This window comes from Streptomyces sp. NRRL S-455 (assembly GCF_000717875.1).
GTDB lineage: Bacteria > Actinomycetota > Actinomycetes > Streptomycetales > Streptomycetaceae > Streptomyces.
In genome coordinates, this window is record NZ_JOCT01000043.1 from 20,470 (window position 1) to 38,647 (window position 18,178).

Annotated in this window: 16 protein-coding genes and 1 pseudogene; 10 read left to right on the forward strand and 7 right to left on the reverse strand. The window is 69.7% G+C overall.

Annotated features, from left to right (window positions below; all coding sequences use genetic code 11):
- Window positions 1–48: 48 nt before the first annotated feature.
- The 4 genes from IE97_RS0136440 to IE97_RS42360 all read left to right on the forward strand — a co-directional run bounded on the left by IE97_RS0136440 (window position 49) and on the right by IE97_RS42360 (window position 5,516).
- Window positions 49–1,269 carry a sensor histidine kinase gene (locus tag IE97_RS0136440; RefSeq protein WP_030251200.1) on the forward strand — a complete coding sequence of 407 codons (1,221 nt, stop codon included), beginning with the start codon at window positions 49–51 and terminating at the stop codon, window positions 1,267–1,269.
- Window positions 1,266–1,946 carry a response regulator gene (locus tag IE97_RS0136445; protein WP_030251205.1) on the forward strand — a complete coding sequence of 227 codons (681 nt, stop codon included), beginning with the start codon at window positions 1,266–1,268 and terminating at the stop codon, window positions 1,944–1,946. Before IE97_RS0136440 ends, IE97_RS0136445 begins: the two co-directional genes overlap by 4 nt.
- Window positions 1,947–2,104: 158 nt before the next feature.
- A complete protein-coding gene (locus tag IE97_RS0136450; protein ID WP_030251208.1) occupies window positions 2,105–5,221 on the forward strand; it encodes an efflux RND transporter permease subunit in 3,117 nt (1,038 codons plus the stop codon).
- A 124-nt stretch (window positions 5,222–5,345) separates the two neighbouring features.
- A complete protein-coding gene (locus tag IE97_RS42360) occupies window positions 5,346–5,516 on the forward strand; it encodes a hypothetical protein (protein ID WP_158708393.1) in 171 nt (56 codons plus the stop codon).
- 76 nt (window positions 5,517–5,592) lie between these two features.
- Here the strand turns inward: IE97_RS42360 and IE97_RS0136460 are convergent, their stop codons facing one another.
- Window positions 5,593–5,808, reverse strand: coding sequence for a DUF397 domain-containing protein (locus IE97_RS0136460; protein ID WP_030251211.1), 216 nt, complete (start codon window positions 5,806–5,808; stop codon window positions 5,593–5,595).
- Window positions 5,787–6,632: a helix-turn-helix domain-containing protein gene (locus IE97_RS0136465; RefSeq protein ID WP_030251214.1), complete on the reverse strand. Its 846-nt coding sequence runs from the start codon at window positions 6,630–6,632 to the stop codon at window positions 5,787–5,789. The genes IE97_RS0136460 and IE97_RS0136465 overlap by 22 nt, the downstream gene beginning before the upstream one ends.
- A gap of 168 nt (window positions 6,633–6,800) precedes the next feature.
- Between IE97_RS0136465 and IE97_RS0136470 the strand changes: the two genes are divergently transcribed.
- On the forward strand, window positions 6,801–7,097 hold the full coding sequence (locus tag IE97_RS0136470; RefSeq protein ID WP_106975503.1) for a hypothetical protein: 297 nt from the start codon (window positions 6,801–6,803) through the stop codon (window positions 7,095–7,097).
- Between the two features lie 690 nt (window positions 7,098–7,787).
- Here IE97_RS0136470 and IE97_RS38975 read toward each other — a convergent pair.
- On the reverse strand, window positions 7,788–8,273 hold the full coding sequence (locus IE97_RS38975) for a GNAT family N-acetyltransferase (protein WP_030251220.1): 486 nt from the start codon (window positions 8,271–8,273) through the stop codon (window positions 7,788–7,790).
- A gap of 317 nt (window positions 8,274–8,590) precedes the next feature.
- Here IE97_RS38975 and IE97_RS0136480 point away from each other — a divergent pair, with 317 nt between their 5' ends.
- Window positions 8,591–9,814, forward strand: a complete 1,224-nt coding sequence (locus IE97_RS0136480) for an RNA-guided endonuclease InsQ/TnpB family protein (protein WP_030251233.1) — start codon at window positions 8,591–8,593, stop codon at window positions 9,812–9,814.
- Window positions 9,815–9,872: 58 nt separating this feature from the next.
- Here IE97_RS0136480 and nadA read toward each other — a convergent pair whose 3' ends face one another.
- On the reverse strand, window positions 9,873–11,057 hold the full coding sequence (nadA, locus tag IE97_RS0136485; RefSeq protein ID WP_030251237.1) for a quinolinate synthase NadA: 1,185 nt from the start codon (window positions 11,055–11,057) through the stop codon (window positions 9,873–9,875).
- Window positions 11,058–11,340: 283 nt separating this feature from the next.
- Between nadA and IE97_RS0136490 the strand changes: the two genes are divergently transcribed.
- Entirely contained in the window at window positions 11,341–11,697 is a 357-nt protein-coding gene (locus tag IE97_RS0136490; RefSeq protein ID WP_010037217.1) for a HesB/IscA family protein, read from the forward strand.
- A 91-nt stretch (window positions 11,698–11,788) separates the two neighbouring features.
- Here the strand turns inward: IE97_RS0136490 and IE97_RS0136495 are convergent, their stop codons facing one another.
- Complete coding sequence (locus IE97_RS0136495) at window positions 11,789–13,801, reverse strand: hypothetical protein (RefSeq protein WP_030251253.1); 2,013 nt, start codon at window positions 13,799–13,801, stop codon at window positions 11,789–11,791.
- Window positions 13,802–13,946: 145 nt separating this feature from the next.
- Window positions 13,947–14,156, reverse strand: coding sequence for a hypothetical protein (locus IE97_RS0136500; protein WP_030251260.1), 210 nt, complete (start codon window positions 14,154–14,156; stop codon window positions 13,947–13,949).
- Window positions 14,157–14,288: 132 nt separating this feature from the next.
- On the opposite strand from IE97_RS0136500, the gene IE97_RS0136505 reads away from it, so the two are divergent.
- Entirely contained in the window at window positions 14,289–15,263 is a 975-nt protein-coding gene (locus IE97_RS0136505; protein ID WP_030251265.1) for a carbohydrate kinase family protein, read from the forward strand.
- An 89-nt stretch (window positions 15,264–15,352) separates the two neighbouring features.
- On the opposite strand, the gene IE97_RS0136510 is transcribed toward IE97_RS0136505, so the two are convergent.
- Entirely contained in the window at window positions 15,353–16,732 is a 1,380-nt protein-coding gene (locus tag IE97_RS0136510; protein ID WP_030251268.1) for a cysteine desulfurase/sulfurtransferase TusA family protein, read from the reverse strand.
- 286 nt (window positions 16,733–17,018) lie between these two features.
- Between IE97_RS0136510 and coxB the strand changes: the two genes are divergently transcribed.
- Together coxB and IE97_RS0136520 are read left to right on the forward strand one after the other, a co-directional pair.
- A complete protein-coding gene (coxB, locus tag IE97_RS0136515) occupies window positions 17,019–17,984 on the forward strand; it encodes a cytochrome c oxidase subunit II (protein ID WP_030251270.1) in 966 nt (321 codons plus the stop codon).
- Window positions 17,981–18,178, forward strand: a pseudogene (locus IE97_RS0136520) (cytochrome ubiquinol oxidase subunit I); the annotation flags it as partial. The gene coxB and the pseudogene IE97_RS0136520, both read left to right, overlap by 4 nt.

Genomic DNA, 18,178 nt, shown 5'->3' on the forward strand with positions numbered 1-18,178 from the left:
CCCCGCCCCCATACCCCCGCACACCCACCCCGGCTACCGTAAACACCCGTGAGCACCCTCGCGCGGGCCAGACACCAGGCCAAGGCGCATCCCCTGGCCCTGGACGCCATCCTCGCCGCAGCCGTCCTGGCCTGCATGGTCGCCGGGTCGTTCGTCGAGCCACGCCACCGCGACAGCGTCAGCTGGGCCCTGCGCACCCCCGACCCCCTCAGCCTGGTCCTCATCACCCTCGGCGCCGCCGCCCTGGTCTTCCGCCGCCGTGCCCCCCTGACCGTCCTCGCCCTCACCGGCACGGTCTCCGTCGTCGAGTCCGTCACCGGCGACCCCCGCGCCCCCGTCGCCATGTCCGCGGTCATCGCCCTGTACACCGTCGCCTCCACGACCGACCGCACCACCACCTGGCGCGTCGGCCTGCTCACCATGACCGTCCTGACCGGGGCGGCCATGGCCGCCGGGCCACTGCCCTGGTACGCCCAGGAGAACCTCGCGATCTTCGCCTGGACCGGCATCGGCGCGACCGCCGGCGACGCGGTCCGCAGCCGCCGCGCCTTCGTCCAGGCCATCCGCGAACGCGCCGAACGCGCCGAACGCACCCGCGAGGAGGAGGCCCGCCGCCGGGTCGCCGAGGAACGCCTGCGCATCGCCCGGGACCTGCACGACGTGGTCGCCCACCACATCGCCCTGGTCAACGTCCAGGCCGGCGTCGCCGCGCACGTCATGGACAAGCGCCCCGACCAGGCCAAGGAGGCCCTCGGGCACGTCCGCGAGGCCAGCCGCTCCGCCCTCAACGAACTCCGCGCCACCGTCGGGCTGCTGAGGCAGTCCGGCGACCCGGAGGCCCCCACCGAACCCGCCCCCGGCCTCGACCGCCTCGACGAACTCACCGGCACCTTCCGCAACGCCGGACTGCACATCGAGGTCGCCCGCGCCGACCAGGGCACGGACCTCCCCGCGGCCGTCGACCTGGCCGCCTACCGGATCATCCAGGAGGCCCTCACCAACGTGCAGAAACACGCCGGGACGCAGGCCAAGGCCGAGGTCAGCGTCGTACGCGTCGGACCCCACATCGAGATCACCGTCCTCGACGACGGCACCGGCGAGGACGAGGCCCCCGGCAGCGGCGGCGGGCACGGCCTGCTCGGCATGCGCGAGCGCGTCACCGCCCTGCGCGGCACCCTCACCACCGGTCCCCGCTACGGCGGCGGCTTCCGCGTCCATGCGATCCTGCCCGTCAAGAACCGCACACCGAACGGGGAGGACCCCGCATGACCATCCGTGTCCTGCTCGCCGACGACCAGGCGCTGCTCCGCAGCGCCTTTCGTGTGCTCGTCGACTCCGAGCCCGACATGGAGGTGGTCGGCGAGGCCTCCGACGGCGCGGAGGCGGTGCGGCTGACGAAGGAGCAGCGCGCCGACGTCGTCCTCATGGACATCCGGATGCCCGGCACCGACGGTCTCGCCGCGACCCGCATGATCAGCGCCGACCCCGACCTCGCGGAGGTCCGCGTGGTCATCCTGACGACGTTCGAGGTCGACGACTACGTCGTGCAGTCGCTGCGTGCCGGCGCTTCCGGCTTCCTCGGCAAGGGCTCCGAGCCGGACGAGCTGCTGAACGCCATCCGCATCGCGGCGGGCGGCCAGGCCCTGCTGTCCCCGGCGGCCACCACCGGCCTGATCGCCCGCTTCCTCGCCACGGACCCGGCCGACGAGGACCGCGACCCGGCCCGCGGCGAGCGGCTCGACTCGCTCACCGTCCGGGAGCGCGAGGTGCTGGTCCAGGTCGCCGGCGGGCACTCCAACGACGAGATCGCCGAGCGGCTGGAGGTCAGCCCGCTGACGGTGAAGACGCATGTCAACCGGGCTATGGCGAAGCTCGGCGCCCGGGACCGGGCCCAGCTGGTGGTCATCGCCTACGAGTCCGGCCTGGTCCGTCCAAGGGTGGAGTGAGCTCCACCGGACGTACTGCGGCCGGAGTATGCGCCATATAAGGAAATGGACCTGGGGGCTACGAAACACCGCTCTTCCATGGCTCAGGGTGTAGGGGCGGGCGCTCATCTGCGCGCCCGTTGCCGCTTCTGCCGTTAACAGGAGAGAGACCCTCACCCATGTCCTGGCTGTCCAGATTCAGCCTCGCGCAACGGGCCCTGATCGGACTGATGTCGATCATCGCGCTCGTCTTCGGGGCGATCGCGATACCCCAGCTCAAGCAGCAGCTGCTGCCCACCATCGAACTGCCCGTGGTGTCCGTGCTGGCGCCGTATCAGGGCGCGTCCCCGGACGTGGTCGAGAAGCAGGTCGTCGAGCCCATCGAGGACAGCCTCGAAGCCGTCGACGGCATCAGCGGCGTCACCTCCACCGCCAGCGAGGGCAACGCCCTGATCATGGCGTCCTTCGACTACGGCGACGGCACCGAGCAACTGGTCGCCGACGTCCAGCAGGCCGTCAACCGGGCTCGCGTCCAGCTCCCGGACGACGTCGACCCGCAGGTCGTCGCCGGCTCCACGGACGACATCCCGACCGTCGTCCTCGCCGTCACCTCCGACCGCGACCAGCAGGCCCTGGCCGACCAGCTCGACAAGACGGTCGTGCCGGACCTGAAGAGCATCGACGGCGTCGGCCAGGTGACGGTCGACGGTGTGCGTGACCTCCAGGTCACCGTCACCCCGGACGACGCGAAGCTGGCGAAGGCCGGTCTCACCCCGCAGTCCCTCGTCCAGGCCCTCCAGACGGGCGGCGCGACCGTCCCGGCCGGTTCCTTCGACGAGGACGGCGCCAACCGCACCGTCCAGGTCGGCGGCGGCTTCACCTCGCTGAAGCAGATCCAGGACCTGATGGTCACGGGCGAGCCCGGCAAGGGCGAGCCGCTGCGCCTCGGCGACGTCGCCACGGTGAAGCAGCAGGAGGCCCCGGCCGACTCCATCACCCGCACCGACGGCAGGCCCAGCCTCGCCGTCGCCGTCACCATGGACCGCGACGGCAGCGCGGTCGCCATCTCCGACGCCGTTCAGGACAAGCTTCCGGACCTGCGGAAGGACCTGGGCTCCGGCGCGACCCTCACGGTCGTCAGCGACCAGGGCCCGGCCGTCTCGAAGTCCATCAAGGGCCTCACCACCGAGGGCGCCCTGGGCCTGCTCTTCGCGGTCCTGGTGATCCTGGTCTTCCTGGCCTCGATCCGCTCCACCCTCGTGACGGCGGTGTCCATCCCGCTGTCCGTGGTCCTCGCCCTGATCGTGCTGTGGACGCGCGACCTGTCGCTGAACGTCCTGACGCTGGGCGCCCTGACCATCGCCATCGGCCGGGTCGTCGACGACTCGATCGTGGTCCTGGAGAACATCAAGAGGCACCTCGGCTACGGCGAGGAACGCCACTCCGCCATCCTCAACGCCGTCCGCGAGGTCGCGGGCGCGGTGACGTCCTCCACGCTCACCACGGTCGCCGTGTTCCTGCCGATAGGCCTGGTCGGCGGCATGGTGGGCGAGCTGTTCGGCTCGTTCAGCCTCACCGTCACGGCCGCGCTGCTGGCCTCCCTCCTCGTCTCCCTGACGGTCGTACCGGTCCTGTCGTACTGGTTCCTGCGCCCGCCCAAGGGCACCCCCGAGGACGCGGAGGAGGCACGCCGCCTCGCGGAGGAGAAGGAGGCCAGGAGCCGCCTGCAGCGCATCTACGTCCCGGTCCTGCGCTTCGCGACCCGCCGCCGTCTCACCAGCGTGGCCATCGCGATCGTCGTCCTCGTCGGCACGTTCGGCATGGCGCCCCTGCTGAAGACGAACTTCTTCGACCAGGGTGAGGTGGAGGTCCTCACCGTCAAGCAGGAGCTGAAGCCCGGCACCAGCCTGGAGGCCACCGACACCCAGGCGAAGAAGGTCGAGGAGCTGCTCGACGGCACCGAGGGCGTGAAGGACTACCAGGTCACGATCGGCTCGTCCGGCTTCATGGCGGCCTTCGGCGGCGGCACGGACACCAACCAGGCCTCGTACCAGGTGATGCTGGACGACGCGTCCTCGGCCGAGGACGTCCAGGACCGCATCGAGAAGGGCCTGGCCGGCCTGAAGGGCATCGGCACCACCACCATCACGGCCGGTGACGGCTTCGGCGCCCAGGACCTCAGCGTGGTCGTGAAGGCGGCCGACGCCGGCGTCCTGCGCACGGCGGCCGAGGAGGTCCGCAAGGAGGTCGCCTCGCTCGACGACGTCACGGACGTCACCAGCGACCTCGCCCAGAGCGTGCCGCGCATCTCCGTGAAGGCCAACGACAAGGCCGCCGCGGCCGGGTTCAACGACCAGACCCTCGGCGCCGCCGTCGCCCAGGCGGTGCGCGGCACCAACGCCGCCAAGGCGGTCCTGGACGACACCGAGCGCGACGTCGTCATCCGCTCCGCCAAGCCCGCGAAGACGCTCCAGCAGCTGAAGGACCTGCGCCTGGGCGCGGCGAAGCTCGGCGCCATCGCGACCGTGAAGCTGGTCGACGGCCCGGTCTCCATGACCCGCATCGACGGCCAGCGCGCGGCCACCATCACCGCGAAGCCGACCGGCGACAACACGGGCGCGGTCAGCGCGCAGCTCCAGACCAAGATCAACGCGCTGAAGCTCCCGGACGGCGCCACGGCGTCGATCGGCGGTGTCTCCGAGGACCAGGAGGAGGCGTTCGCCAACCTGGGCCTGGCGATGCTGGCGGCCATCGCGATCGTCTTCATGCTGCTGGTCGGCACCTTCCGGTCCCTGGTCCAGCCGCTGATCCTGCTCGTCTCCATCCCGTTCGCCGCCACCGGCGCGATCGGCCTGCTGGTGGCGACGGGCACCCCGATGGGCGTCCCCGCGATGATCGGCATGCTGATGCTGATCGGCATCGTGGTGACGAACGCGATCGTGCTGATCGACCTCATCAACCAGTACCGGGGGCAGGGCTACGGCGTCGTCGAGGCCGTGATCGAGGGCGGCCGGCACCGTCTGCGGCCCATCCTCATGACCGCCCTGGCGACGATCTTCGCCCTGCTGCCGATGGCCCTCGGCATCACCGGCGAGGGCGGCTTCATCGCCCAGCCGCTGGCCGTGGTCGTGATCGGCGGTCTGGTGACGTCGACCCTGCTGACGCTGCTGCTCGTCCCGACGCTGTACGCGATGTTCGAGCTCCGCAAGGAGCGCCGGGCGAAGAAGCGCGCGGCGAAGAAGGGCCTCCCGGCCCAGCGGGAGACCGACCAGGAGCCGGAACCGGCTCAGGTCTGACCGCCGTACGCACGACGAGGGGCGCCCCGTGGCTCATGCTCACGGGGCGCCCCGCTGTTATCGCGACGCGATGAGGTTGCCGAGGAACGGTACAACCGATATCTCGAAACCGAGAGGAGATCGAATGAGCAAGCATTACCGGTGGGAGACCTCACTGGAGGCCAGGCGCTCCGCGGACCCGGGGATCGACGCCCCTGAACGCATCGCCGCGGCACGCACGGCCGAGGTGGCGGAGAAGATGGGCGTCGCGGATTCGCGTGTCGCGCATGGAGACACGGATCTCCTCACCGCCTGATCGGCGAGGCTCCGCCCGACCCGAGGGAAGCCCGGGGCGGGCGGAGTCGTCACCTCGATCGTGGAGCGGTCAGGTGTCAGTGGGGGAGGGCGTCTCCGCCCTTGAGGGACGTGACGAACGCGTCCCAGGCGGTGGCCGGGACGACGAGTGCGGGGCCGTGGGGGTTCTTGCTGTCGCGGACGGGGACGACGCCGGGGAAGTCCTCGGTGATCTCGACGCAATCGCCCCCGTTGGTGTTGCTGTAGCTGCTCCGGCGCCACCGGGCGGAGTTCAGCTCGGGGGTGTGCTGCATGGCTCGTAGTCCTCCATCGCCTCTCGGATCAGCTCCGCCGAGGCCGCCGGTGGGAGGGCGTTGGCGCGCAGCACCTCGTACTGCCGCCGCCACTTCTTCACCGAGTCCCGGTCCTCGTAGAGGTGACCGACCTGGATGCCCTCTTCGTAGGCCATGACGGAACCCTGGGGAAGGGTCAGCAGGGTCAGGGCGCCGCCCATCAGTGAGTGGGGACCCGCACTGAAAGGCAGAACCTGGACCTTGCTGTCGGGAGTATCCACCTGTTCGAGTAGCAAGGCCAGTTGGTTGTACCAGCACTCTTTGCTGCCGACCCTGCGTCGGAGGACGGACTCCTCGATGATCGCCCAACGCAGGGGTGCTTGATCCGACGTCAGCCGCGCCTGCCGGGACAGGCGGGCGTTGACGCGCTCCTCGATCTGCTCGCTCGGCAGGGCCTCTTGGCAACTGAGGAGCGCGCGGGCGTACTCCTTGGTCTGCAACAGCCCTGGCATGGCCTGTGACACGTAGTTCTCGATGACCTCCGCCTGCGCCTCGAAGTCCATGAACCGGCGGTACTGGTCCGGATGCGCCTCACGCTTGGCCAGTTCGTACAGCCCGTGGAAGTGCTTGTCCGTGCCGAACGCCGCGTCCAGCCGGTCGGGCAGGTCCGGTGGAGGCATCAGCTCGGCGGTCTCGATACGGGCGAGGGTGCTCTTGCTGGAGTTCACGATGCCCGCGAGCTGCACGAGGGACAGCCCGGCGGTCTCACGGTGACGGCGCTGCTCGGCACCGAAGTAGTGGCGTGCGGAGAGGTACGGGGTGAGGGTCTGGGGCTTGAATGTCATGGTCTGACCTCTCTGCTGACGTTGAGGTTGATGGGGATGTCCCGTTCTCGGTCCCGGGACGCGGCGCTTCTGTCGAGGACGCATGCCGCAACGCGACGATGGAGGCACACACGGTAATCACCGGTGTTCACGCCTGTCAGCGGAACGGATTCGAAAGGAGCGGTGGAGATGATGCGCGACGGAACGGGTGCGCCCCTGAGATTGCTGCCCTGGACCACGCCGGACGGACGCCCGTGTTACCTCAGTACGGACGACGACTGCAGCCGACTGTCCCGCATCGCCGACGAGTTGGAGGCCGAGCTGCTCGACTCGGCCGCGTACGTCCTCACCGCGGCCAGGTCGCTTCTCGACGAACCGGCAGCGAGTGGCAGGGAGTTGCGGTTCACGGGGGAACGACTCGCCGAGGCGCTCGGGGACGCGCTGCGGATCGCGGCGAGCCGGGGCGCTCGGCTGTTGGGCGAATGAGTACTGCGGGTGGTCAGAACTGGGCGGGCGGCGGGCGGAAGCGGGGTCTGCGCAGGTGAGTCTCCAGCTGCTGGGAGCGGAGGTTGAGCGGTGCCTGCTGCGGTGCGGTGCGGAGCGGTGCTTGCGGACCGCTCAGGAAGCGTGCCTCGAAGACGCGCCCAGCGCCGGTATGCAGCATCCGGGGCTGCGGGGCCCTGCCGTCGTCGGTGACGGACCGGGGGTAGGGGATGCCTGCACCGCATCAGCGTTGTCGCCGAGAGTCAGCTGCTGCCGCTTGGGCGTCTCGACTCAAGACTCTGGAGGTAATCGATTCGCCTCCGTGCCTGTTCGGGTGTCTCGTCCTGAGACCAGGCTTCGCGCTCCCGGGCGGTGCGAGGGCTGGCCGAGGGAGCGCCTCCCTGGCCGTCTGTCACCTCGAACCGACCCCCTTGCCCATCTCCGTCACGAGCGTCCTGGCTCGCAGGCGCCGAAAGGATCGACAGGCATGCGATCCCAACTGCGACAACGACGCCAGAGAGTGCGGCTCTTCGGTGCACGGCCATCTCGGTCCACCCCGCCACTTGGAAGATGGCAGTCTATCGACGCCAAGTATCTGATGGCGACGGCAAGTACCACAGCGTTCGAGACATCAGATGGGGGCCTGTCGGCGACGAGTGATCGTGACCCGCTTCAGGCGGTTGAGCTTGTTGTTCAACCTTCGGCCTCAACCAGGCCGCCTCGTTGGGCGCCTGGGCAGAGGTAGAAGAGTTCGGGATCGCCTTCGTCCAGACCATGGAGCAGGCCGACCGGGCTCCAGCCGACGCGCTGCAGGAGCAGTTGCATGGGGTGGTTGGAGACGTTGGTCGAGGTGAACAGCTTCGGGCTGGTGCACGCGGCCTCGGTGGCCTTGAGGAGACGTGCGCCCACGCCTCGTCGGCGGGCGGTGGGCGCGACCGTCACCATGGTGATGAAGCCCTGCTCGAAGAAGGTGTATTCCAGCACGCTGTAGCCCAGGAGGCCGGAAGCGTCCTCGGCCAGGAGGACCGAGCCTTGCTCGCACCAGCGTCGGATACTCACGCGCCGCACATCGTCGCCCGATGCCGCGATGGAGTCGATGCCGACCAGTCCGGGCCAGTCCGAGACATCCGCGTGGCGTATCACCAGTCCGTCGGGGTTTTCAAGATTCATGGAATGCATCGTGACAGCACACGTCGGAGTCGGCCGGACGCGAGGACTGCCGTCCGCGCAGAACGCGAAATGCGCTCTGGCCGGACGGACAAAGGGGGGACGCCGGCCACCACGGTCGGCGTCCCCCTTCGTACTCGCTATGAGCTCGAGCTACCGGACATCATTCGCAGTGCTCCGGCCTTTAGGTCGGGGGTGAGGCGAATCTTGTGGCTGCGACGCGGAGCGTCGCGGTCCCGTTCCGGCGGAGCCGAACTCCTGCTTCGTGACGGTGATGGGTCGTTCACATGTTCCCGGCGACGATGTTCGATGTGCCTAGTGTGATCGTCATGCAGCTCCGGTACGCCTTCAGGTTGTACCCCGATGCCGCTCAGCAGGCCGCGCTGGCCAGGGCGTTCGGGTGCGCACGTGTCGTGTTCAACGATGCCGTGCGTGTCCGTGAGGACGCCCGTAAGGCCGGGGATCCGTTCCCGACGGCCGGTCAGCTGTCCACGCGCCTGATCACGGAAGCGAAACGGACGCCGGAGCGGTCCTGGCTGGGTGATGTTTCCGCGGTGGTGCTCCAGCAGTCCCTGCGGGACGCCGAGACCGCATACCGCAACTTCTTCACCTCCCTCAAGGGCACACGCAGGGGAGCGAAGGTCGGCCCGCCACGGTTGAAGTCCCGCAAAGACGCGCGGCAGTCGGTCCGGTTCACCGCCAACGCCCGCTGGGGCATCACCGGCCCTGGCCGTCTGAACCTGCCGAAGATCGGCGCGGTGAAGGTGAAGTGGTCCCGCACGCTGCCCGCCACCCCCACGTCCGTCACCGTCATCAAGGACGCGGCCGGCCGGTACTTCGCCTCCTTCGTCATCGACACCGACGCCGCCGCCGACGCGATCCGGATGCCCGAAACCGACTGCACCATCGGCATTGATCTCGGCCTGACCCACTTCGCGGTCCTCTCCGACGGCACGAAGATTGAGTCTCCGCGCTTCCTTCGGCGCGCGGAGAAGAAACTGAAGAAGGCCCAGAAGGAGCTGTCCCGCAAGCAGAAGGGATCAAGGAACCGGGACAAGGCCCGCCTGAAGGTCGCCCGCGCCCATGCCAAGGTCGCAGATGCACGCCGTGAGTTCCACCACCAGCTCTCCACGAAGCTGATCTCCGAGAACCAAGGGATCGCCGTGGAGGACCTGTCTGTGGCGGGACTGGCCCGCACACGCCTGGCCAAGTCCGTGCACGACGCCGGATGGGCCTCGTTCATCGGCATGCTGGAATACAAGGCGGAACGGTACGGCCGCACCCTGGTGAAGATCGGCCGCTTCGAACCGACCTCCCAGACCTGCTCCACCTGCGGCGCCGTGGACGGGCCCAAGCCCCTGAACGTACGCGAATGGACCTGTAGTGCCTGCGGCACCGTCCACGACCGGGACACCAACGCCGCGATCAACGTCAAGACGGCCGCCGGACTGGCGGTATCGGCCTGCGGAGCGCCGGTAAGACCGGGAGCGATCCCGGCACAGCGCGAAGAAACAGGAAGCCACGGATTCCCGACCGGAAACCGTGCCGCGTAGCGGCACGGCAACCAGTCGAGGAAGGCCAGAATCCTCGCCCTTCAAGGCGAGGAGCATGTCAAGGCAGCGCCAGCATCCGCTCCAGCGCCAGCTTCGCGAACGCCTCGGTCTCCTTGTCGACCTCGATGCGGTTGACCAGGTTGCCCTCGGCCAGCGACTCGAGCGCCCAGACCAGGTGGGGGAGGTCGATGCGGTTCATGGTCGAGCAGAAGCAGACCGTCTTGTCGAGGAAGGCGATCTCCTTGCCCTCCGGTGCGAAACGGTTCGCCAGGCGGCGGACCAGGTTCAGCTCCGTGCCGATGGCCCACTTGGAACCGGCCGGGGCCGCCTCCAGGGCCTTGATGATGTACTCCGTCGAACCGACGTAGTCCGCGGCGGCCACGACCTCGTGCTTGCACTCGGGGTGGACCAGGACGTTCACGCCCGGGATGCGCTCGCGCACGTCGTTCACCGAGTCGAGGCTGAAGCGGCCGTGCACCGAACAGTGGCCGCGCCACAAAATCATCTTCGCGGCGCGCAGCTCGTCGGCGGTCAGGCCGCCGTTCGGCTTGTGCGGGTTGTAGACGACGCAGTCCTCCAGGGACATGCCCATGTCCCGCACGGCGGTGTTGCGGCCGAGGTGCTGGTCGGGCAGGAAGAGCACCTTCTCGCCCTGCTCGAACGCCCAGTCCAGGGCCCGCTTGGCGTTGGAGGAGGTGCAGATGGTGCCGCCGTGCTTGCCCGTGAAGGCCTTGATGTCGGCGGACGAGTTCATGTACGAGACGGGCACGACCTGCTCGGCTATGCCGGCCTCGGTCAGCACGTCCCAGCACTCGGCGACCTGCTCGGCCGTCGCCATGTCGGCCATCGAGCAGCCGGCGGCCAGGTCGGGCAGGACGACCTTCTGGTCGTCGGACGTCAGGATGTCCGCGGACTCCGCCATGAAGTGCACACCGCAGAACACGATGTACTCGGCCTCCGGACGCGCCGCCGCGTCCCGGGCCAGCTTGAAGGAGTCCCCGGTGACGTCGGCGAACTGGATGACCTCGTCGCGCTGGTAGTGGTGCCCCAGCACGAAGACCTTGTCCCCGAGCTTCTCCTTCGCCCTGCGGGCACGCTCGACCAGGTCCGGGTCGGACGGCGAGGGCAGGTCGCCTGGACACTCCACACCGCGCTCGCTCTTCGGGTCGGCCTCACGGCCGAGGAGCAGCAGGGCGAGGGGCGTCGGCTGTACGTCGAGCTCCTGGGGTTGGGCGGTGGTCACGACACGCACCCTTTCTGTTCCGCGACTTTTCGTCGAATTGACGCTTACCTATCATAACCGCTTCACGTCACTTTGACGATGGCCATAGCGTCTGTGTGACGTGAATCCCGATCGGCCGCCGTTCATTCCCGGGAAGACCCGGAAAGGGTCGTTTTCCGGTTCCCGGTGGGTGTGCGAGCATGAAGAGGTGCCGAGATCGAGCGCCCGGCCCTGGAATGAATCCGCGGCCCCGCCGGTTGCAACCGTCGGCAAGCAGTCTCCGTACAACCCGGGAGAGATGTAGATGTCCGTATCGGACGAGACCAGCACCGTCACCGACGGCATCATCCTGACCGACGCCGCCGCGTCCAAGGTCAAGGCGCTGCTCGACCAGGAAGGCCGCGACGACCTCGCGCTGCGCGTCGCCGTCCAGCCCGGCGGCTGCTCCGGCCTGCGTTACCAGCTCTTCTTCGACGAGCGTTCCCTCGACGGCGACGTGGAGAAGGACTTCGGCGGTGTGAAGGTCGTCACCGACCGCATGAGCGCCCCGTACCTGGGCGGTGCCACGATCGACTTCGTGGACACCATCGAGAAGCAGGGCTTCACGATCGACAACCCGAACGCGACCGGCTCCTGCGCCTGCGGCGACTCCTTCAGCTGATGCCGCCGTGCCGCCACGGCGGCAGCGGATACGACTAAGGCGGCGGCCCCCTCCGACGGGGCCGCCGCCTTCGCGTTGTGCGGTCGTGGTTCTACCGCTGCCGTGTGGGGGGCGCCGGCAGCCGCGCGCCCTCCTTGGCCAGCGGGACCGCCTCGCCGTCCGAGCCCACCACCTCGCGGGCGCCGAGCGGCTCGTCGAGCTGCACGGTCTGCTGGAACTGCTTGGCGATCAGAATGCAGACCTTGTCGGGCCATGCCTTCGAGGTGACCGTGACCGTCACCTCGTCGCCGTTCTCGCGCGCCTTCACGTCGTAGTCGGCGCACACCCCGCCCGTGAAGGTCACGGTCAGGTCCGTGCCCTCCGCCCGGTAGCCGTCCACCTCGACGTTCCGCGGCTCGGGGTCGGACGTAGGCCTGTCACTCGGCTCACTCGGGCTCGGCGAGGCCAGGAACCTCGGCTCGACCGCCGGGTACGTCACCGTGAACGGGTCCTTCGCGCCCGGCGCCGTCACCTCGAACAACCAGGACGGCACCAGTGCCTGCCGGCCGTCCACGGAGTGCGAGGCCAGCCCGAACACGGCCTTCTCGACCGTCACCGCGTCCTGCTCGGGCGTACCGCTCGCCGACGACCCGCAGGGCTGCTCCTGCCGGTCCTTCAGCGGGACGGGGTCGGCACAGCCGCCGATGCCCATACGGTGGTCGCTCTGCGGACGCTCCTCCATCAGCTTCAGCGCCTCCTTGGCGCTGACCACCGGGTACGTGTCCCCCTTCACCGGCGTGCTCAGCTGCCCACTGCCGCCGACGACCTCGCCGTCGGAGCCGACGGTCACTCCGGTGGACCAGCCGTACGTCGGCAGTCCGCCGATCTCGGGGGCGGCGTTCACCACCCGCCGCGCGCCCATGACCTGACTCGCGTCGCGCTTCGCGTCGTCCTGACCCAATGCCTTCAGCACGGGTTCCGCTGCCTTCTCGGCCTCCGCCTCGCTCACGGGCGTGCCCCCGGTCTGCGGGGCGGTGCAGCGGTCGGTGCCCTTGCAGTTGTCGGTGCCCGGGGCGTACCGGCTGAACGTCCAGGCCCCGGGCGCCTCCTTGTTCACCTGGAGACTCGGTCCCGAACCGTCCTGACCGGCCCCGACCTTCCAGATCTCGCCCTGTGCCACCGGCGCCCCGTCGACCCCGAGGGCCTTCGCGAGCCGGGTCACGTCCTCCTTGGTGACCTCGCCCCGCGCCCGGTACACCGGTGCCTCGCCGGGGCCGTCCGGGAGGGTGCCCTCGACCCGGTAGGTGGGGCCGTACGGGTTGGGCTCACCGGGCGCGATGCCGTTTCCCTCGCCTCCTGCCGACTCCGAGTACCCGTCGAGTGCGAGCGGCGGGGGAGTGCCGTCCCCGCCGGGCGCACCGGAGGTCGCGCCACCGCCGGACCCGCCGGAGGTGTTGGCGGCGAACCAGGCCCCACCACCGCCGATCAGCAGAACGGCGGCGGCGACGGAGGCGATGATCGCGGGCGTCCGGTGGCGAGCGCCGCCGTGACGGATCAGGTCCTCATCGTCCCGGGGGATGTCGTTGTGGGGTGCCGGGTCCGCCTCCGGAGCAGGATCGGGGCGGGGCTCGTCGACGCCGGTGCTCCTCGTGGCGACTTCGCGCTCGGGCGCGGGGCCGGGGCGCTCCGCGTCGGGTTGCCCGGCGTCGGCTTCGTCCTCCGCCTCGGCCGCGTCGGCTTCGTCCTCCGCCTCGGCCGCGTCGGTCTCCTCGGCTCCGGCGGGCGCGTCGTCCTTCCCGGACTCGAGGGCCGCGGGATCCCGCGCCTCGTCCTGCCCCCGCGCCTCGTTCTCCCCCCGCGCCTCGGAAGCCTCAGCGGCCGTTTCCTGATCGGAGGCCGCCTCGGGCTCGGAGACCGCCTCGGGCTCGGAGACCGCCTCGGGCTCGGCGGTCTCTTCCTCCGCGGTCACCTTGGGATCAGCCGCACCCGTCGACGCCTCTGACTCCGCCGGGCCCGAAGCCCCTGCGTCCGCCGACCCCGGCTCCTGGGCCTCCGGGGCGTCGGAGGTTCCGTCGCCGCCCACTGCCCTGGCGTCGTCGTCGTTGTCGGGTCGCTCGGTGTTCACCGCATCGCTCCTTCGGCTGCACAGCTGTCCCATGGGACCCGCCCGGTCGAAACCGGGCCGCTGGTGGGTCGTATCCCGCCTCCCCTTTACGGGGGACAGCGATGGGACGCAGCGGGGGAGCGCACGGTTCCCCGAAGGGCGCCGTTCAGTCCCCGTAGTCCGACATCGCGTCGAGCAGCCGCGCCGACGCCGGGGGTACGGTCACACCGAGAATCAGGGCGGGGGAGACCGGACGGGACGTGACGCGGTCGGGAGCCGCCCAGTGGGGAGCCATCCGGGCACCGTCACCCGGCAGCGACGCCAGATCGCCTTCGAGATCGACCGGTACGGGCGCCTGGACCTTGAGGTTCGTCATATCGGCACCGTAGGCACGTACGACGTCGCGGAGAAAGATCTACTATCGGGTAGTTTCCTTGCCTTCAGAGCCGCCCCGCCCACCCGATAGCGTGAACTGTCAAGGTCCGCCTCCCTCAGGAGAATCCACGCCGTGCGCATCGCAGTCACCGGCTCCATCGCCACCGACCACCTCATGACCTTCCCCGGCCGCTTCGCCGACCAGTTCGTAGCGGACCAACTGCACACGGTCTCGCTGTCGTTCCTGGTCGACAAGCTCGACGTCCGCCGCGGCGGCGTCGCGGCGAACATCGCGTTCGGCATGGGACAGCTCGGCACCCACCCGATCTTGGTCGGCGCCGCGGGCGCGGACTTCGACGAGTACCGGGCGTGGCTCGACCGGCACGGCGTCGACACGGAGTCGGTCCGCATCTCCGACACGCTGCACACGGCCCGCTTCGTGTGCACCACCGACGTCGACCACAACCAGATCGGCTCCTTCTACACCGGCGCCATGAGCGAGGCCCGCCTCATCGAGCTGAAGACCGTCGCCGACCGCGTCGGCGGCCTCGACCTGGTCTCCATCGGCGCGGACGACCCGGAGGCCATGCTTCGCCACACCGAGGAGTGCCGCTCCCGGTCCATCCCGTTCGCCGCCGACTTCTCCCAGCAGATCGCCCGGATGGACGGCGAGGAGATCCGCATCCTGCTGGACGGGGCGACGTACCTCTTCTCCAACGAGTACGAGAAGGGCCTCATCGAGTCCAAGACCGGCTGGACCGACGCGGAGATCCTGTCCCGGGTGGGCCACCGGGTGACCACCCTCGGCGCGCGCGGCGTGCGGATCGAGCGGGCCGGCGAGGACCCCATCGAGGTCGGCACGCCGGACGAGGAGCGCAAGGCCGACCCGACGGGTGTCGGCGACGCCTTCCGCGCGGGGTTCCTGTCGGGGCTCGCGTGGGGCGTGTCCCTTGAGCGTGCGGCTCAGGTCGGCTGCATGCTGGCGACGCTCGTCATCGAGACGGTGGGGACGCAGGAGTACCAGTTGCGCCGCGGGCACTTCATGGAGCGGTTCACCAAGGCGTACGGGGACGAGGCCGCGCACGAGGTTCAGGCGCACCTGGCCTGACCGGAAGTCTTCGGCCGCGGGTGCGTGGGGCTGTTCGCGCACCCGCGGCGGTAGCCGCATATCGACACAGCCCCGCGCCCCTGGGGCCCTCAGCTCACCCGGCGGATCAGGTACGCCGTTCCCTTGTCCGCCGGCTCCTCACCGGCGTACTCCTGGTTCCGCATCTCGCACCACGCCGGGATGTCCAGGCGGGCCGCCTCGTCATCCGACAGCACCCGGACCAGCCCGCCCACCGGTACGTCGCCGATGACCTTCGCCAGCTCGATCACCGGAATCGGGCAGCGCTTGCCGAGGGAGTCCACGACCAGGACGTCCTCCTCGCGGGCGACTTCGGAGGCGACCGGCGCCCCCAGCTTCTCCCGCACCGCCGCGACAGTCCCGGGGAGGACCGCCAGAAAGCGCTCCACATCCTCCTCCGCCGTCCCCGGCGGCAGCGAAACCCGCACGTTCCCCTCACTCAGCACGCCCATCGCCCGCAGCACATGGCTCGGCGTCAGCGTGCTGCTCGTGCAGGACGAACCGGACGAGACGGAGAAACCCTCCCGGTCCAGCTCGTGCAGCAGGGCCTCCCCGTCGACGTAGAGGCAGGAGAAGGTGACGACCCCGGGCAGACGGCGCACCGGGTCACCGACCACCTCGACGTCGGGCACCAGCTCCGGCACCCTCGCCCGGATCCGCTCCGTCAGCTCACGCAATCGCGGGGCCTCCTCGGCCGCCTCGGCCCGTACCGCCCGCAACGAGGCCGCCGCCGCGACGATCGCCGGGATGTTCTCGAAACCGGGCGCCCGCCCCGACTCCCGCTCGTCCACCGGCCCTTGCGGGGCGAACCGCACGCCCTTGCGCACGACGAGCAGCCCGACACCTGGCGGTCCGCCCCATTTGTGCGCACTTGCCGTCAGTAGTGACCAGCCGCCGTCCACCGGCCCCCACCCCAGTGACTGCGCCGCGTCCACCAGCAACGGCACGCCGGCCGCCCGGCACGCCTCGGCCACCTCGGCCACCGGCTGTTCGGTCCCCACCTCGTGGTTGGCCGACTGCAGACAGGCCAGCGCCGTGTCCCCGCGCAGGGCGGCGCCGAACGCCGCCGGATCCACCGCCCCGCCCCGGTCGACCGGCACCTGCGTGACCGTCCCGCCGTCCGCCTCGTGCACCTCGGCCGAGTGCAGCACGGAGGAGTGTTCGACCGCTGACACGATCAGGTGGCGCCCGGCCCGCCGCCGCCCGGCCAACGCCCCGGCGATCCCGGTGTGCACGGCACGGGTTCCGGACGCGGTGAAGGCCAGCTCGTCCGGCCGGCACCCCACCGCCTCGGCGGCGGCCTCCCGCGCCGCGTCGAGCAGCACCCGGGCCCGGCGTCCCTCCCTGTACAGACGTGCGGGATCCGCCCACCCCTCGTCGAGCGAGGCCTGCAGGGCCTGCCGGGCGATCGGATGAAGCGGAGCGGCGGAAGCAGCATCGAAGTAACCCACACAGCAACGCTAAAACGCCCAGCACAAAGACGTCCCTCAGGGGCGCGGGGCTGAGACATCTGCGGCTCCGCCGCGGGGCGCGACAAGCCACGAACAACCCGCAGCCGCCAAACCAGCGAACCACCCACCCCACTAGGCACCCCTCCCGGCGAACCCCCGGAGGGCGTCGGCTAGGGTTTGGTCCGCATAAACATCCAAACCCCTGCCCGACGCAGGGCGGCGACCGACCAGCGAGAAGGCCAGGCCGCAGCCGACCGCGCGGGCGAGACTCTCGGGAAGGCGCTACGTGAGTCCCAACGGCTCCGACCGCTCGCCGCGGCGCCCGATGCGGCGGAAGCTGCTGCAGGCACTGACCGCGGGCCTGGTCTTGGCGACAGCCACCGGTTGCTCGTACAACTGGGAAGACTTCCCCCGCCTTGGTATGCCCACCCCGACCACGGAAGAGGCTCCGCGGATCCTCTCCCTGTGGCAGGGGTCCTGGGCGGCTGCGCTCGCCGTCGGCGTGCTGGTGTGGGGTCTGATCCTGTGGAGTGCTTTCTTCCACCGGCGCAGCCGCACCAAGGTCGAGGTTCCTCCGCAGACCCGGTACAACATGCCCATCGAGGCGCTGTACACGGTCGTCCCGCTCATCATCGTCTCGGTGCTGTTCTACTTCACCGCCCGCGACGAGTCCGAGCTGCTCAGCCTCAAGAAGAAGCCCGACGTCACGGTCAACGTGGTCGGCTTCCAGTGGAGCTGGTGCTTCAACTACGTCGAGCCGGTCGCCGGTTCGACGGGTGACGCCAAGAAGTCCCCGGAGCTGGACGCGATCCCGGACCGGTTCAAGGAAGACTTCCCGGCCAACGCCGGCGGTGTCTACGACTGCGGCACCCCCGGCACGCGGAACCCGCAGACGGGCAACCCGGGCCCGACCCTGTGGCTGCCGAAGGGCAAGACGGTCCGCTTCGTCCTCACCTCGCGTGACGTCATCCACTCCTTCTGGGTGGTGCCGTTCCTGATGAAGCAGGACGTCATCCCGGGCCACACCAACGCCTTCGAGGTGACCCCCAACAAGGAGGGCACCTTCCTGGGCAAGTGCGCCGAGCTCTGCGGCGTCGACCACTCTCGGATGCTGTTCAACGTGAAGGTGGTCTCTCCCGAGCGCTACGAGCAGCACCTCAAGGACCTCGTGGAGAAGCAGCAGAACGGTTACGTTCCCGCCGGCATCGAGCAGGCGGGCCCCGAGAAGAACCGAAGGTCGAACATCCTGTGAGCATCCTCAACGAACCCCAGGGTGCCGCGGCAGCAGGGTCCCACTACCAGGACGAGCTGCCGGTCCGGCGCCAGAACCGCGGCAGTGTCGTGGTCAAGTGGCTGACGACCACGGACCACAAGACGATCGGCACGCTGTACCTGGTGACGTCGTTCGCGTTCTTCGTCATCGGTGGCGTGATGGCGCTGTTCATG